Below are 14,766 nucleotides of genomic sequence, written 5' to 3'. Positions count from 1 at the left end.
ATCCATAAAAAAATCCAAGTGCATTAAATACACTTGGATTTTGACAGCTCTGGAGGATCGTTCAACCGATCACTTTGGCTTTAACTGATCGGCATTACACCTATGTGGCGGTTTTTTTATGGCCGATCTTGATCTCAAATATCTTCGATAAAATTAAAGCAATCGTGGTTTTTTGTTAAGTTGATAACAATTCCATGCTGTACTTATAGGAGATTAGACCAGTAAATTGCTGCGATTTGCGCTGAATTAGCTATAATCTGGTTCTAATTTTTAAATTTGGGTTTTTCTTACTGGAAATTAACCCCAAATTTTCAATAAAATGGCAACATTCACATTCGTAAACACGATAAAGGAAGATAGCCCCACAATGTCTACAAAGTTTCGCATTCTAGTTTTAAATGGCCCAAACCTTAACCTGTTAGGCCTTAGAGAGCCTGCACACTACGGTTCTCAAACACTTGACCAGATTATTAGCTCATTGACCGAGCAAGCGAAAACACAAGATGTTGAGCTGTCTCACTTACAGTCAAATCGTGAGTATGAACTGATTGAAGCTATCCATAGTGCTTATCAAAATGTTGATTTCATTATTATCAACCCAGCGGCCTTTACACATACCAGTGTGGCGTTGCGTGATGCACTACTTGGTGTTGCTATCCCATTTATTGAGGTTCACCTATCGAATGTTCACGCACGTGAATCATTCCGTCACCACTCTTACCTATCTGATAAAGCAGAAGGTGTGATTTGTGGCTTAGGTGCCCAAGGTTATCAATTTGCTTTGACGGCTGCGCTCAACAAGCTCAACGCAAAGTAAATAAAAACAACGAACTATTACTAACCTACTCAGTCAAAGAGTAAGTTCAATCAACAGATAAAGAGAAAGAAACAATGGATATTCGCAAAATCAAAAAGCTAATCGAATTGGTTGAAGAGTCTGGTATTTCTGAGCTAGAAATCTCTGAAGGTGAAGAGTCAGTACGAATCAGTCGTAACAGCCCTGTATCTGCAGCACCGATTCAATATGCAGCGGCTCCAGCTCCTGTAGCGGCAGCACCTGCGGCGGCTCCTGTAGCAGCAGAGCCAGCAGCTCCTGCAGTTCCAGCTGGTCACCAAGTTCTTTCTCCAATGGTTGGTACTTTCTACGGCGCTCCAAGCCCAGATGCAAAACCATTCGTTAAGGTTGGTCAATCTGTAACTGCTGGCGAAACGCTATGTATCGTTGAAGCAATGAAAATGATGAACCAAATCGAAGCTGATAAATCTGGTGTTGTAACGGCTATCCTAGTTGAAGACGGTCAACCAGTAGAATTCGACCAAGCTCTAGTAATTATCGAATAATAGAGAGCACTCATTATGTTAGATAAATTAGTAATCGCGAACCGTGGTGAAATTGCACTGCGTATTCTGCGAGCATGTAAAGAGCTTGGCATCAAAACGGTAGCGGTTCACTCAACAGCTGACCGCGATCTTAAGCACGTACTGCTTGCTGACGAAACCATTTGTATCGGTCCAGCTCGTGGTATCGATAGCTACCTAAACATCCCTCGTATCATCAGCGCAGCTGAAGTTACAGGTGCAGTAGCTGTTCACCCTGGCTACGGCTTCCTATCTGAAAATGCAGATTTTGCAGAACAGGTAGAGCGCAGTGGTTTTATCTTCGTTGGCCCTAAAGCTGAAACCATTCGCATGATGGGTGACAAAGTGTCAGCTATCACGTCAATGAAGAAAGCTGGCGTACCTTGTGTACCGGGTTCTGACGGCCCTCTTGATGATGATGAAGTGAAAAACAAAGCGCACGCTAAGCGCATTGGTTTCCCTGTAATCATCAAGGCATCTGGCGGCGGCGGCGGTCGTGGTATGCGTGTTGTTCGTACTGAAAAAGAACTAACAGAAGCTATCGCAATGACTCGTGCTGAAGCAAAAGCATGTTTCAATAACGACATGGTTTACATGGAAAAATTCCTAGAAAATCCACGTCACATTGAAGTACAAGTGCTTGCAGATGGTCAAGGCAATGCTATCCACCTAGGTGAGCGGGACTGTTCAATGCAGCGTCGTCACCAGAAAGTTGTGGAAGAAGCGCCAGCACCGGGTATAACTGAAGAGATGCGTAAGTACATCGGTGACCGTTGTACTCGTGCATGTCTTGAGATTGGTTACCGCGGCGCAGGTACATTTGAATTCCTATACGAGAACGGTGAGTTCTACTTCATCGAAATGAACACTCGTATCCAGGTTGAGCACACGATTACTGAAATGGTAACGGGTATCGACTTAGTGAAAGAGCAACTTCGCATTGCTGCTGGTCAGCCTCTATCATTCACACAGGATGATATTAAGCTGCGCGGCCACTCAATCGAATGTCGTATCAACGCGGAAGATCCAGTTCGTTTCTTACCATCTCCAGGTAAGATCACGCGCTTCCATGCTCCAGGTGGTATGGGTGTTCGTTGGGAATCTCACATCTATACTGGCTACACAGTACCACCACACTACGATTCAATGATCGGCAAGCTGATCACTTACGGTGAGAACCGTGACGTAGCGATTGCACGTATGAAGAACGCACTAGCAGAAATGATTGTTGAAGGTATCAACGTCAATACTGAGCTGCAATTAGCGATTATGAACGACGAAAACTTCCAACACGGTGGGGCAAACATCCACTACCTTGAGAAGAAGCTTGGTCTGCAATAGAAGCTAGTCTTCCGTAATACGTTCTCTGTAGAACAGTAATAAATGCTCACTTCGGTGGGCATTTTTGTTTTTAAACACTCGCAAAAATCAATCAATAATCCCTCTTATAATCCGCGGTGTTTTGATGAATTTGCTCATATTTTCTGCTAGACTCCCCATCCAATTTTTCTCATATAGAAGATGCAGCCATGCCTTGGATTCAAATCAAGCTTAATGCGACCAATGAAAATGCCGAACAAATCGGCGACATGTTAATGGAAGAGACTGGTGCTCTTTCCGTAACTTTCCTGGATGCACAAGATACCCCTGTATTTGAGCCTCTGCCGGGTGAAACTCGCCTTTGGGGTGATACTGACATTCTCGCGCTTTACGACGCTGAGACTGATACTGGTGTCGTTCTAGCGCAGATTAAAGCAAGCAACATGTTCCCTGCAGACTTTGCTCATAAAGTAGAGCAAATTGAAGACAAGGATTGGGAACGTGAATGGATGGACAACTTCCACCCAATGAAGTTTGGTGAGCGTTTATGGATCTGCCCTAGCTGGCGCGATATCCCTGAACCTGACGCTGTAAACGTAATGCTGGATCCCGGTCTTGCATTTGGTACAGGTACTCACCCGACAACGGCATTGTGTCTTGAGTGGCTTGAAGGCTTAGACCTTACAGGCAAAACCGTGATCGATTTCGGTTGTGGTTCAGGCATCCTAGCTATCGCTGCGATCAAACTTGGCGCGGCAAAAGTTATCGGGATCGACATTGATCCTCAAGCCCTGCTTGCATCAAAAGACAACGCACAACGCAATGGCGTGGCAGAGCAACTAGAAGTGTTCTTACCACAAGATCAACCGGAAGGTTTACTTGCTGACGTTGTTGTTGCCAACATCCTTGCAGGCCCATTACGCGACCTTTCTGGCATCATTAAAGGCCTAGTTAAGCCAAATGGTGTACTTGCAATGTCGGGTGTTTTAGATACACAAGCGGAAGATGTTGCGACTTATTATCGTGATGAGCTTCACATTGATCCGATCATTGAACAACAAGAATGGTGTCGAATCTCAGGTCAGAAGCAAGGCTAGGTAAGACTTTGAGCGCTAATTGATTGAAATTTAAACAAATTACAAAAACAAATTGTAAATGCTCAAATATTAGTCTTTTCACGCAGCGAAAAAATGCGTAAAATGCGCGCCCTTGCTGGTACAGAACTGTGATGACATTTTTTGAAAATCGGAAATTATCAACTTAAGAACAATCTAATCGTCGCTCCTATGGCTGGCGTAACGGATAGACCATTCCGTGAGTTGTGTCTTCGTTACGGTGCGGGGATGGCAGTCAGTGAAATGATGTCCTCCAATCCTAAAGTTTGGAAAACGTCAAAGTCTCAGCAGCGTATGGTACATGAAGGCGAATCGGGCATTCGTTCAGTACAAATCGCAGGTGCAGATCCACAGCTTATGGCCGAGGCTGCTCAATTTAATGTCGATAACGGTGCGCAAATCATCGATATCAACATGGGGTGTCCAGCCAAAAAAGTGAATAAGAAGCTTGCGGGCTCAGCCCTACTGCAGCATCCAGAACTCATTGAAGATATTCTGAAAGCGGTGGTAAATGCTGTCGACGTTCCAGTAACGTTGAAAACGCGCACAGGCTGGAACACAGACAACAGAAACTGTGTTCAAATCGCGAAAATAGCCGAAGACTGCGGCATACAAGCTCTTGCCCTTCATGGGAGAACTCGCGCTTGTATGTACAAAGGTGAGGCAGAATACAAACACATTAAAGCAGCGAAACAAGCAGTATCTATTCCGGTTATCGCTAACGGTGATATCGATAGCCCGGAAAAAGCGAAGTTTGTGCTGGAGTACACCGGTGCTGATGCTTTAATGATAGGTCGACCTGCCCAAGGACGTCCTTGGATTTTTAACGAAATCCTACACTATTTGGAAAACGGCACCACGATGGACCCGCTCCCGATTTCGGAAGTGAAAGACATCATGCTTGGTCATGTGAACGCTCTACATGAGTTTTATGGCGAGTTTTTAGGCCCCCGAATTGCTCGTAAGCATGTGGGTTGGTACCTAAAAGAACATGAACAAGCGAGTGAGTTTCGCCGTACCTTCAACGCATTCGAAGCAGGTGATCTGCAGCTTGAAGCGCTAGAAGGTTTTTTTGATAACGTTGCACCATAATTACGAGAAGAGCTAGACCGAATATGTTCGAACAAAATCTGACTTCAGAAGCATTGACAGTAACTACAGTTACATCACAAGACCAAATCACGCAGAAACCACTACGTGACTCAGTTAAAGCATCATTGAAAAATTACCTTGCTCAATTAAACGGTCAAGAAGTCAGCGAGTTATACGAATTAGTATTAGCTGAAGTTGAACAGCCACTACTAGACACTATCATGCAGTACACTCGCGGTAACCAAACTCGCGCAGCAACCATGATGGGTATTAACCGCGGTACTCTTCGCAAGAAACTTAAAAAATACGGCATGAACTAATCGTTCTTTCGTAATTTATTGAATGGAAAGCCAAGCTCATTTTTTGAGTTTGGCTTTTTTTTGGCTTGTCGAACCGTAATAGGTGGCTGATTACTCTCCAGTGCGACAGCAGCGCTCTTTATCAACGTTTGCTGAATCCAAGGCTGCCAGAATAGAGCAATGGCTTGCATCGTCGTCTACGTGGCCACAACACGCATCATTGATCTTTTTAAGTGCAGTGCGAATCTTGGTTAACTCGGTAATCTTCTCATCGATCATCTCTAGTTTTGCTGAGGTAATTGATTTCACTTCGGCGCAACTGTGCTGTGTGGCTTCGAGACGAATCTCAAGCAATTCTTTAATCTCGTCCAGACTCAGTCCCAACGCTTTAGATTTGAGAATAAACGTCACCTGTTTTTGGTTATTTTCATCATATAGGCGATAACCCGACTCACTGCGACTGGCTGGCGCGATCAGGTTATTCTTCTCATAAAATCGTAAGGTATCGGCTGTCACACCGCACCGTTTCGCTAATTCACCGATCTGAAACATGTTTTTTCCTACTGTTCCGTCCATTCCACAATTAACCTTATCGTTACTTTTCAGGCTGAAATGGCACTTTTCATAATTAATTTTGAGATGCCAAACGATTGCGCGAGCTTTTTTGTAATAAATTAGTTAGAATCTGCGCCATCAAATTTGGAGTTGGTTATCTTATAGCTTAATCATAAGACTAACCCAAAAGGTCTTTACCAAAACTGGCCAATATTTTATCTCTTACTGGTATCGAAGATAATCCACGCTAAGAAGATAGAAACAAGTTCTTTTTTGGCAAATATCTTTATTTTAACCCCATGAATTTGAGGAAGATGGAAGCATGAATAACGCTCGTCCAATTCGCCGCGCTCTCATCAGCGTATCAGACAAAACTGGTATCGTTGAATTTGCACAAGCTCTTGCTAACCGTGGTGTAGATATCCTATCTACCGGTGGCACTGCTCGCCTGCTTGCTGAAAAAGGCATCTCTGTTACAGAAGTATCTGACTACACTGGTTTCCCAGAAATGATGGATGGCCGTGTTAAGACTCTGCACCCAAAAGTTCATGGTGGTGTTCTAGGCCGTCGTGGCCAAGATGATGACGTGATGGAAACTCACGGTATCAACCCTATCGATATGGTTGTTGTAAACCTATACCCATTCGCAGAAACCGTTGCTAAAGAAGGTTGTACCCTTGCTGACGCTGTTGAGAATATCGACATCGGTGGCCCTACAATGGTTCGCTCTGCAGCGAAAAACCACAAAGACGTAACGATCGTTGTAAACGCACACGACTACGAGCGCGTTGTCACTGAAATGGACGCTAACGAGCAATCTCTAACCCTAGAGACTCGCTTCGACCTCGCTATCGCTGCATTTGAGCACACGGCTTCTTACGACGGCATGATCGCTAACTACTTCGGCACTATGGTTCCTAGCTACGGCGCGAACAAGGAAGGCGATGAAGAGAGCAAATTCCCTCGCACGTTCAACCAACAGTTCGAGAAGAAGCAAGACATGCGCTACGGTGAGAACAGCCACCAAGCAGCCGCTTTCTACGTTGAAGCAAACCCTGAAGAAGCGTCTGTATCTACAGCTCGTCAAATCCAAGGTAAAGCACTTTCTTACAACAACATCGCTGACACTGACGCAGCACTTGAGTGTGTGAAAGAGTTCGACCAGCCAGCATGTGTAATTGTTAAGCACGCTAACCCATGTGGTGTTGCACTAGGTGAAGACATCCTAGAAGCTTACGACCGTGCATTCAAAACAGACCCAACGTCTGCATTTGGCGGCATCATCGCTTTCAACCGTGAGCTAGACGCTGCAACAGCAACGGCTATCACTGAGCGTCAATTCGTTGAAGTTATCATTGCACCATCAGTTTCTGCTGAAGCAGTAGCAATCGTAGCGGCTAAGAAAAACCTTCGCCTACTTGAGTGTGGTGAGTGGACAACGAAGACAACTGGTTTTGACGTGAAACGCGTTAACGGTGGTTTGCTAGTGCAAGACCGCGACCAAGGCATGGTTTCAGAAGACGACCTAAAAGTAGTTTCTAAGCGTCAACCAACGGCTGAAGAGCTAAAAGATGCTCTATTCTGCTGGAAAGTAGCGAAGTACGTTAAGTCTAACGCTATCGTTTACTCGAAAGGTGACATGACGGTTGGTGTTGGCGCAGGCCAAATGAGCCGCGTTTACTCAGCGAAGATCGCAGGCATCAAAGCGGCGGACGAAGGTCTACAGGTTGAAGGTTGTGTGATGGCATCAGATGCATTCTTCCCATTCCGTGACGGTATCGACGCGGCAGCAGAAGCTGGCATCAAGTGTGTTATCCAACCGGGCGGCTCTATGCGTGATGACGAAGTTATCGCTGCAGCAGACGAACACGGCATGGCGATGATCTTTACGGGCATGCGTCACTTCCGCCACTAATTTCCTCTTCGTATTTGGCACTGTGGCGTCGTTAGCTGCTTTCGCCCACCCCGGTCACATAGCGGACTATGCTCCCGGGGATGGGCTCAATTGCTGCCTAGCCACATCACCAACGACTTTGAGCAAAACTTATAATTTTGTTTTTTAAATATTCCGATATTTGAATTACGTAGAGCAAGTCAGTGACTTTAGTTCAAGGAAAACACGCGGAGCTTATGACCATAAGTGAGCATGTTTGACACAGAAATAAAGGCTCTGAAGCAGCTATAAGGATTTTAAAACATGAATGTATTGATTATCGGTGCCGGCGGTCGTGAGCATGCACTTGGTTGGAAAGCGGCACAAAACCCAAACGTTGAAACAGTATTCATTGCTCCAGGCAACGCAGGTACTGCACTTGAGCCGAAACTAGAGAACGTAAACATCGGCGTTGAAGACATCGCTGGTTTAGTCGCGTTTGCTCAAGATAAAAAAATCGAACTGACTATCGTGGGCCCTGAAGCACCATTGGTTATCGGTGTGGTTGATGCATTCCGCGAAGTTGGCCTACCAATCTTTGGCCCAACTCAAGCGGCAGCACAGCTTGAAGGCTCTAAAGCATTCACCAAAGACTTCCTAGCTCGTCATGATATCCCAACAGGTTACTACTCAAACTTCACTGAGATTGAGCCAGCTATCGCTTACGTTCGCGAGCAAGGCGCTCCTATCGTAGTGAAAGCTGACGGTCTTGCGGCAGGTAAAGGCGTTATCGTTGCGATGACACTTGAAGAAGCTGAAGACGCAATCAAAGACATGCTAGCAGGCAACGCATTTGGCGAAGCAGGCAGCCGCGTGGTGATTGAAGAATTCCTTGAAGGCGAAGAAGCAAGCTTCATCGTAATGGTTGATGGTTCTAGCGTACTTCCTATGGCTACCAGCCAAGATCACAAACGTGTTGGCGACAAAGACACAGGGCCTAACACGGGCGGCATGGGTGCTTACTCTCCTGCGCCGGTTGTAACTCCAGAAATCCACAACCGTATCCTTGAAGAAGTTATCTACCCAACGGTACGTGGCATGGACGCGGAAGGCGCACCTTACACAGGTTTCCTTTACGCTGGCCTAATGATCGATGCTGACGGCACACCTAAAGTTATCGAATACAACTGCCGCTTCGGCGATCCAGAAACGCAACCTATCATGATGCGTATGGAGTCAGACCTTGTTGAACTTTGCCTAATGGCTATCGACGAGAAACTCGACGAAGCAGAATCGAAGTGGGATCCACGCGCTTCTATCGGTGTTGTTCTTGCGGCTGGCGGTTACCCTGCTGACTACGCAAAAGGTGACGTTATTTCACTACCAACAAGCGAAGTTGAAGGCCAAAAGGTTTTCCACGCGGGTACGACAAATAATGAAGCTGGCGACGTTGTGACAAACGGCGGTCGTGTACTTTGTGCAACAGCACTGGGCAATACGGTTTCTGAGGCTCAAGAGCGCGCTTACGCGTTGACGAAGCAAGTTAGCTGGAATGGTATGTTCCACCGCAATGACATTGGTTACCGTGCGATTGCGCGCGAACAAGAGCAGTAAACAATCTTGTTGCTCGCTTACTTTCCAATAACAGTAAGCAAATGACAACAAGTGAATAACAGATAAAGGCGCCTCAATAGGCGCCTTTTTATTATCTCATCTATACAAGAAACTGTATTTGTACAGACAAATAAGTACTTAGCCTACAGTAGGCCAAATACTCTTAATTCTTTGATTGCTTTCTATTCTTTCAGCAACGATGGCCTTACGACACAATCATGACTGTCTTCAGCCAGCATCAGTAACTCTTCTACGCTCATCTTACCGAGTAAGTCACTGCCAAGAAACGCCGCATAGCTTTCCACAGACGCCAATCGGTCAATCACGAAGCCTGGCAAGGTCTGGTTAAATTCAATGCGATCAAACTCACCACCAGCGCACGTTTTAAAAGAGCTGCCATTCCAGTAACCCTGAATCAGCCTAAGCCCTTCATCATGCTGCTTCGTTGTGGTCTCTAGAACCGACGTCGCTTCTTTCTGATAGTTTTCAAGCTGCTTGGCTTGGATAGGTAAGATTTTGCTGTCAATACGATACTGCTGATACACAGCCTCGCCTGACTTGTTGAAACGCACATGAACACGATAAGGCACCAGCTTATTCGATGAATTACGCTGTTCGCCTTCACGAACGAATTCACGAAGTATACCTTCCGACCAAGCATAGTCAGTTTGGTACCAGCCGTAATCGCCGACTGTGACATAGTCCGCTGAAGAATGAGGTTGTGTTAGTTTATTAGTAACCCAGTAAAAACTTGTCGCGTCGCCCATGACTTGGCCGCCGGTGTGAGTTTCAAATTGCTCTAGGTTTTTGCTGGGGCTGGTTGATGAACAGCCAATGAGGAATGTAGATAATAGTGAAACGAGAAGAAATGCTTTTTTCATAAAAACCTGTACCGAGGTGGAATACGACTACCTCGGTACAGTTTAGATTATTTCACTGAATCTTTCAGCGCTTTACCTGCAACAAATGCTGGAACATTTGCAGCAGCGATTTGGATCTCATCACCAGTTTTTGGGTTACGACCAGTGCGAGCTGCACGGTGGTTTACTTTAAAAGTACCAAAACCAATTAGCTGAACTTGATCGCCATCTTTAAGAGCATCTGTAACACCACCAAGAGTCGCTTCTAGAGCAGCTTTAGCTTGTGCTTTAGAAAGGTCCGCTTTTTCAGCAATAAAGTCGATTAATTGAGTCTTGTTCATTTTAGGTTTCCCTTCTTTGTATTTTTGAATTCAATTTACTCTAAAACATAAATGCCCCATCTGGCAAAGGTTTGTCGTCGATCTTTAGCTCTAATGCCGTAGTTTTAGCCATAATATGAGTAATAACTCACAATTTGTTACTGATTTTATTGAGCAAGCCCTTGTTTAAAAGGGGCTGAGAGGCAAATTAATGATGACCTAGCCACTACTTTATCTCTATAATCCACGCTGAATCGCTGTTAAAGCGTACAATTTAATTTAAGGGCAAACATGCTGCTGCTAACTATTTACGTCTCCATTGCTATTGGAGTTTCTTTCATTTGTTCTGTTTTAGAAGCTGTACTTTTGAGTATTAGTCCGAGCTACATTGCTCAACTAAAACAAAATGGGCACCCTGCAGCAGAGTCTTTAGACAAACTGAAAACAGACATTGACCGCCCGCTCGCGTCAATTTTAACGCTCAACACCATCGCGCACACAATCGGTGCTGCGACGGCAGGTGCACAAGCGGCTGTGGTTTTTGGTAGCCAATGGTTAGGTGTATTCTCTGCCGTACTGACTTTGGGCATTTTGGTTTTGTCTGAGATTGTTCCAAAAACCATTGGTGCAACCTACTGGCGTCAACTTGCTCCAGCATCATCAAACGTACTTCGCTGGATGGTTTTCTTCCTAACACCGTTTGTCTGGTTCTCAGAACAGATCACCAAACGTCTTGCTCGTGGCCACCAAGCACCAAAAATGCGTGATGAGCTGTCTGCAATGGCTATTTTGGCAAAAGAAAGTGGTGAGTTTGCTGAAGGCGAATCAAAAATTCTGAGCAACCTATTAGGCATTCAAGATGTGCCCGTGACGCAAGTGATGACACCGCGCCCTGTTGTATTCCGCGTCGATGCCGAAATGAGCGTGAATACGTTCCTAGAGCAGCACAAAGACACACCATTCTCGCGCCCATTAGTTTACAGCGAGCAAACTGACAACATCATTGGTTTTGTACACCGTCTGGAGCTGTTTAGATTGCAACAAGCGGGTTGTGGCGAGAAAGCTCTGGGTGAAGTAATGCGCCCTATCCACGTGTTGCTGAACAACATGGGCTTGGCTAAAGCCTTTGATCAAATGATGGCAAACCGCCTGCAGCTTTCCTTAGTAGTTGACGAGTACGGTACGATTCAGGGCATCATCACCCTAGAAGATATCTTTGAGCACCTAGTGGGCGAAGAGATCGTCGACGAGGCAGATAAGACGACTGACATGCAAGAACTGGCATTTCAGCGTTGGGAACAGTGGAAAGAAACACACGGTGTTATCGAAAACCGCGATGAAGAGGACGAGCTAGAGGAAAAAACTCTAACAGACAACGACACCTCAGACTCAAAGTCAGCGGATGAAGACAGGGTTCAAAAAGAAGACAAAAAGGACGCTTAATCTCAATTTGGTAGCGTCAGATACAACAAAGGCTCCCTAGGGAGCCTTTGTTTTTATTCGTACTTTGATGCGATAGCGAATTATAACGCTACACCAATGTTACTTACTGGGTCTTCACGCAGTTCGTGGCGTAGATCTTTGATCAGCTCTAGGTCACGTTCAGTCGTTTCACGTAGAGGTCGGAAGATCGCCCACTGAACGTCCCACTCTTCACACACCGCTTCGTTTTCTTTCTGGTTTTCGTTTGTCACTTCTTCAGCGCCTTGAGCAAACTCAAGCTCGGCAACCGTCTTCACCGATTGTTGACTCACTTTAATGACAGTTTCAAGCAGATGCTCACGGTCAAGTAAGCCATGGATTAACGTTGCTAAGCCTTGGCACGCGTCCATCGCAGGGTAAACACCGTAGAAATCAAAATCCTCTCCACTTGGGAATAGCTCTTCGACTTTCTCAAGCTGACGCTCAAAATTCACCTTTGCCGTTTTAACGGTTAAGATTTCCCAAATGCTATCCAAAACATCACGATAGATTCGAGCTTCCGCAAATTCTGTATTCTCACAAAACATGGCATAGTTAGGGTACATACGCTCACATAGACACGCCATAAAGGTAATTTGTTGCCAAGGTTCTAACTTTTCTAGACGAACCTGCAGTGGATTCTGAAGCATAGTCACTCAATAATTGCAGAAAAAGACAGCGAAAGTGTACTTGATAAACCTAGGATGGAAAAGGTAGGCCGATGAACAATTTTACGAATAAGCTCTATATTCTTACTGAGCATGACGATACTTATACGCAACTGATTCTAAACCAAGGGTTACCTGACCTCGAAATCACTCAAAACCCCGAATTAGCTGAGATCGTGCTGGCTTCTCCTCCTTTAATCGCGGAGCGACTTAATGAGTTTAAACATCTAGACTGGGTGCAAAGTACCTACGCAGGAATCAATAAACTCACTCAGCCGGATCTTCGTCAAGATTATACGCTGACCAACGTCAAAGGCATCTTCGGCCCTGCGATTGCTGAATACGTGTTAGGTTACACGATCAGCCACTGTAGACACTTCTCTCACTACCACCAGCAACAAGCACAACGAAGCTGGCAGCCACAGCTATATGCTAGCCTAACTGACAAAACCATGGTGATTTTAGGAACCGGTTCAATCGGAAGTCATTTAGCGAAAACCGCAACTGCGTTTGGTATTCATACCATTGGAGTCAACCGTACCGGCATCCCATCAAAGCAAGAGACCTTTAAAGACACTTTCCACATCAATGAAATAGAGGCTGCCCTTAAGCAAGCGGATATTGTGGTCAACACCTTGCCATCAACAGCTGAAACCTATCAATTACTCAATCAAACGACCTTAAGTTACTGCTCGAATGTACTGCTGTTTAATGTTGGCAGAGGAGAGAGCTTAGATAAAAAAGCCTTGCTGCTTGCGATTAAGAATAAGTGGGTTGATCATGCTTTCTTGGATGTGTTTGAAAGTGAGCCCCTCTCGCAGGAGCACCCTTTCTGGACATTACCGCAAGTGACCATCACCCCGCACATTGCAGCGCTGAGTGAGCCAAGGCAGGTGGTAAAGATCTTCGCCGAGAATTACCAACAATGGCGAGATGGCTTTAAACTGAACCATGTCATCGATTTTGATAAAGGTTACTGATGTCCTCATCGTTACTCAAAGAGATTCGACAATGCCGAGCTTGTGAGCCTCACCTATCACACGGTGCTAACCCGATAATTCAAGCGCATCCAAACGCGCGCTTGCTTATCATTGGGCAGGCGCCTGGTATTAAGGTTCATGAGTCATCGATCCCTTGGAATGATGCCAGTGGCGAACGATTAAGAGAATGGTTAGGGATAGATAGCGATACGTTTTATGACGAACAAAAAGTCGCGATTGTTCCTATGGGGTTTTGTTATCCGGGAAAGGGAAAGAGTGGCGATCTCCCACCACGTAAAGAGTGTGCGGAGCTTTGGCATAACAAAGTGCTGCAATCGCTACCCAACATTCAAATGACACTGCTGATTGGCCAGTACGCACAAAACCACCAGCACACTGACAGAAACCGTGCGTAATTGGCAAAGATGGGCGCCTGAGTTTTTGCCGCTACCTCACCCTTCGCCACGCAATAATATCTGGCTCAAGAAGAACCCTTGGTTTGAAAGTGACGTTATTCCTTACATCCAAAAGCACATCTCGGAGCATTTGGCCTACCATGATCCAAATACCTAATTAGCTGCACATCCACGATGATGAAGCCGATATTGGATGCGGATAAAAAGGTAATAAAAAAGCGCTGCCGATTTCTCGACAGCGCTTTTTCTAAAAACACATACTTAATTACTTATGGTATGGCTTAGATAGGTCATGAACTGCGTCCACAAATACACCAGCATTCTCTGGTGGCACATCTAGGTGAATACCATGGCCAAGGTTAAATACGTGACCAGTACCGCCGTCACCAAAACCTTCAAGGATAGTGCCGACTTCTTCACGAATACGCTCAGGTTGTGCGTAAAGCACTGATGGGTCCATGTTGCCTTGTAGAGCCACTTTATCGCCAATACGCGCTTTTGCATCCGCAATATTGATTGTCCAGTCTAGGCCCACCGCATCACAGCCAGTCGCTGCGATAGATTCTAGCCACATGCCACCGTTCTTAGTGAACAGAGTAACCGGTACACGGCGACCTTCGTTTTCACGGATTAGGCCATCGACAATTTTGTGCATGTACTGTAGTGAGAACAGGTTGTAGTCACGCGGAGTAAGTACACCACCCCATGTGTCGAATACCATTACCGATTGTGCACCCGCTTTAATTTGCGCGTTCAGGTATTCAATAACGGTGTCAGCCAGCTTATCTAGAAGTAAATGCAGTGTTTGTGGCTCTGCGTACATCATCTTCTTGA

The 14,766-nt window shown here is 45.5% G+C and carries 15 protein-coding genes and 1 pseudogene; 11 read left to right on the top strand and 5 right to left on the bottom strand.

Annotation, left to right across the window (positions count from 1 at the left end; genetic code table 11):
* The first annotated feature begins 367 nt into the window (after positions 1–367).
* From aroQ to fis, 6 genes are all read left to right on the top strand, one after another.
* Positions 368–817 carry a type II 3-dehydroquinate dehydratase gene (aroQ, locus tag AACR09_RS19550; protein WP_029224581.1) on the top strand — a complete coding sequence of 150 codons (450 nt, stop codon included), beginning with the start codon at positions 368–370 and terminating at the stop codon, positions 815–817.
* 74 nt (positions 818–891) lie between these two features.
* Complete coding sequence (gene accB, locus AACR09_RS19545) at positions 892–1,341, top strand: acetyl-CoA carboxylase biotin carboxyl carrier protein (protein ID WP_076648662.1); 450 nt, start codon at positions 892–894, stop codon at positions 1,339–1,341.
* Positions 1,342–1,356: 15 nt separating this feature from the next.
* Positions 1,357–2,700 carry an acetyl-CoA carboxylase biotin carboxylase subunit gene (accC, locus tag AACR09_RS19540; protein WP_004729738.1) on the top strand — a complete coding sequence of 448 codons (1,344 nt, stop codon included), beginning with the start codon at positions 1,357–1,359 and terminating at the stop codon, positions 2,698–2,700.
* Positions 2,701–2,888: 188 nt separating this feature from the next.
* Positions 2,889–3,776 (top strand): 50S ribosomal protein L11 methyltransferase, encoded by an 888-nt coding sequence (gene prmA / locus AACR09_RS19535; protein ID WP_017083825.1) that lies wholly within the window; start codon positions 2,889–2,891, stop codon positions 3,774–3,776.
* 141 nt (positions 3,777–3,917) lie between these two features.
* A complete protein-coding gene (dusB, locus tag AACR09_RS19530) occupies positions 3,918–4,886 on the top strand; it encodes a tRNA dihydrouridine synthase DusB (protein ID WP_193834489.1) in 969 nt (322 codons plus the stop codon).
* Between the two features lie 23 nt (positions 4,887–4,909).
* Complete coding sequence (fis, locus tag AACR09_RS19525) at positions 4,910–5,206, top strand: DNA-binding transcriptional regulator Fis (RefSeq protein ID WP_004729744.1); 297 nt, start codon at positions 4,910–4,912, stop codon at positions 5,204–5,206.
* A gap of 90 nt (positions 5,207–5,296) precedes the next feature.
* Here fis and zntR read toward each other — a convergent pair whose 3' ends face one another.
* Entirely contained in the window at positions 5,297–5,737 is a 441-nt protein-coding gene (gene zntR / locus AACR09_RS19520) for a Zn(2+)-responsive transcriptional regulator (protein ID WP_029222059.1), read from the bottom strand.
* Positions 5,738–6,062: 325 nt separating this feature from the next.
* Here zntR and purH point away from each other — a divergent pair, with 325 nt between their 5' ends.
* Positions 6,063–7,655 carry a bifunctional phosphoribosylaminoimidazolecarboxamide formyltransferase/IMP cyclohydrolase gene (gene purH / locus AACR09_RS19515; protein ID WP_017077568.1) on the top strand — a complete coding sequence of 531 codons (1,593 nt, stop codon included), beginning with the start codon at positions 6,063–6,065 and terminating at the stop codon, positions 7,653–7,655.
* Positions 7,656–7,937: 282 nt separating this feature from the next.
* Positions 7,938–9,227, top strand: coding sequence for a phosphoribosylamine--glycine ligase (gene purD, locus AACR09_RS19510; RefSeq protein WP_017062702.1), 1,290 nt, complete (start codon positions 7,938–7,940; stop codon positions 9,225–9,227).
* Between the two features lie 182 nt (positions 9,228–9,409).
* Here purD and AACR09_RS19505 read toward each other — a convergent pair whose 3' ends face one another.
* Both AACR09_RS19505 and hupA read right to left on the bottom strand, forming a co-directional pair.
* Complete coding sequence (locus AACR09_RS19505) at positions 9,410–10,108, bottom strand: DUF1481 domain-containing protein (RefSeq protein ID WP_004729751.1); 699 nt, start codon at positions 10,106–10,108, stop codon at positions 9,410–9,412.
* Positions 10,109–10,155: 47 nt separating this feature from the next.
* A complete protein-coding gene (hupA, locus tag AACR09_RS19500) occupies positions 10,156–10,428 on the bottom strand; it encodes a nucleoid-associated protein HU-alpha (RefSeq protein WP_004729753.1) in 273 nt (90 codons plus the stop codon).
* 270 nt (positions 10,429–10,698) lie between these two features.
* On the opposite strand from hupA, the gene AACR09_RS19495 reads away from it, so the two are divergent.
* Positions 10,699–11,850, top strand: coding sequence for a CNNM domain-containing protein (locus AACR09_RS19495; RefSeq protein ID WP_108086623.1), 1,152 nt, complete (start codon positions 10,699–10,701; stop codon positions 11,848–11,850).
* Between the two features lie 80 nt (positions 11,851–11,930).
* Here AACR09_RS19495 and AACR09_RS19490 read toward each other — a convergent pair whose 3' ends face one another.
* Positions 11,931–12,518, bottom strand: a complete 588-nt coding sequence (locus AACR09_RS19490) for a YjaG family protein (RefSeq protein WP_193834487.1) — start codon at positions 12,516–12,518, stop codon at positions 11,931–11,933.
* Positions 12,519–12,589: 71 nt separating this feature from the next.
* On the opposite strand from AACR09_RS19490, the gene AACR09_RS19485 reads away from it, so the two are divergent.
* Entirely contained in the window at positions 12,590–13,516 is a 927-nt protein-coding gene (locus tag AACR09_RS19485; protein WP_193834485.1) for a D-2-hydroxyacid dehydrogenase, read from the top strand.
* Positions 13,516–14,089 (top strand): annotated as a pseudogene (locus tag AACR09_RS19480) (uracil-DNA glycosylase family protein). The gene AACR09_RS19485 and the pseudogene AACR09_RS19480 overlap by 1 nt, the downstream one beginning before the upstream one ends.
* A gap of 108 nt (positions 14,090–14,197) precedes the next feature.
* Here the strand turns inward: AACR09_RS19480 and AACR09_RS19475 are convergent.
* Positions 14,198–14,766 (bottom strand): uroporphyrinogen decarboxylase family protein (locus AACR09_RS19475; RefSeq protein WP_322621706.1); only part of this gene is annotated, 569 nt, incomplete at its 5' end.

This window comes from Vibrio sp. OPT20 (assembly GCF_963889365.1).
In the GTDB taxonomy this organism is placed as follows: domain Bacteria; phylum Pseudomonadota; class Gammaproteobacteria; order Enterobacterales; family Vibrionaceae; genus Vibrio; species Vibrio splendidus.
This window is presented reverse-complemented; position numbering and strand designations above follow the sequence as displayed.

Excerpts from the sequence above, each read along its gene's own strand:
- AACR09_RS19485 (WP_193834485.1), top strand. The coding sequence starts at position 12,590 with ATGAACAATTTTACGAATAAGCTCTATATTCTTACTGAGCATGACGAT.
- AACR09_RS19495 (WP_108086623.1), top strand. The coding sequence starts at position 10,699 with ATGCTGCTGCTAACTATTTACGTCTCCATTGCTATTGGAGTTTCTTTC.
- AACR09_RS19505 (WP_004729751.1), bottom strand. The coding sequence starts at position 10,108 with ATGAAAAAAGCATTTCTTCTCGTTTCACTATTATCTACATTCCTCATT.
- accC (WP_004729738.1), top strand. The coding sequence starts at position 1,357 with ATGTTAGATAAATTAGTAATCGCGAACCGTGGTGAAATTGCACTGCGT.
- AACR09_RS19490 (WP_193834487.1), bottom strand. The coding sequence starts at position 12,518 with ATGCTTCAGAATCCACTGCAGGTTCGTCTAGAAAAGTTAGAACCTTGG.
- purD (WP_017062702.1), top strand. The coding sequence starts at position 7,938 with ATGAATGTATTGATTATCGGTGCCGGCGGTCGTGAGCATGCACTTGGT.
- zntR (WP_029222059.1), bottom strand. The coding sequence starts at position 5,737 with ATGTTTCAGATCGGTGAATTAGCGAAACGGTGCGGTGTGACAGCCGAT.
- aroQ (WP_029224581.1), top strand. The coding sequence starts at position 368 with ATGTCTACAAAGTTTCGCATTCTAGTTTTAAATGGCCCAAACCTTAAC.
- purH (WP_017077568.1), top strand. The coding sequence starts at position 6,063 with ATGAATAACGCTCGTCCAATTCGCCGCGCTCTCATCAGCGTATCAGAC.
- prmA (WP_017083825.1), top strand. The coding sequence starts at position 2,889 with ATGCCTTGGATTCAAATCAAGCTTAATGCGACCAATGAAAATGCCGAA.
- hupA (WP_004729753.1), bottom strand. The coding sequence starts at position 10,428 with ATGAACAAGACTCAATTAATCGACTTTATTGCTGAAAAAGCGGACCTT.
- accB (WP_076648662.1), top strand. The coding sequence starts at position 892 with ATGGATATTCGCAAAATCAAAAAGCTAATCGAATTGGTTGAAGAGTCT.
- fis (WP_004729744.1), top strand. The coding sequence starts at position 4,910 with ATGTTCGAACAAAATCTGACTTCAGAAGCATTGACAGTAACTACAGTT.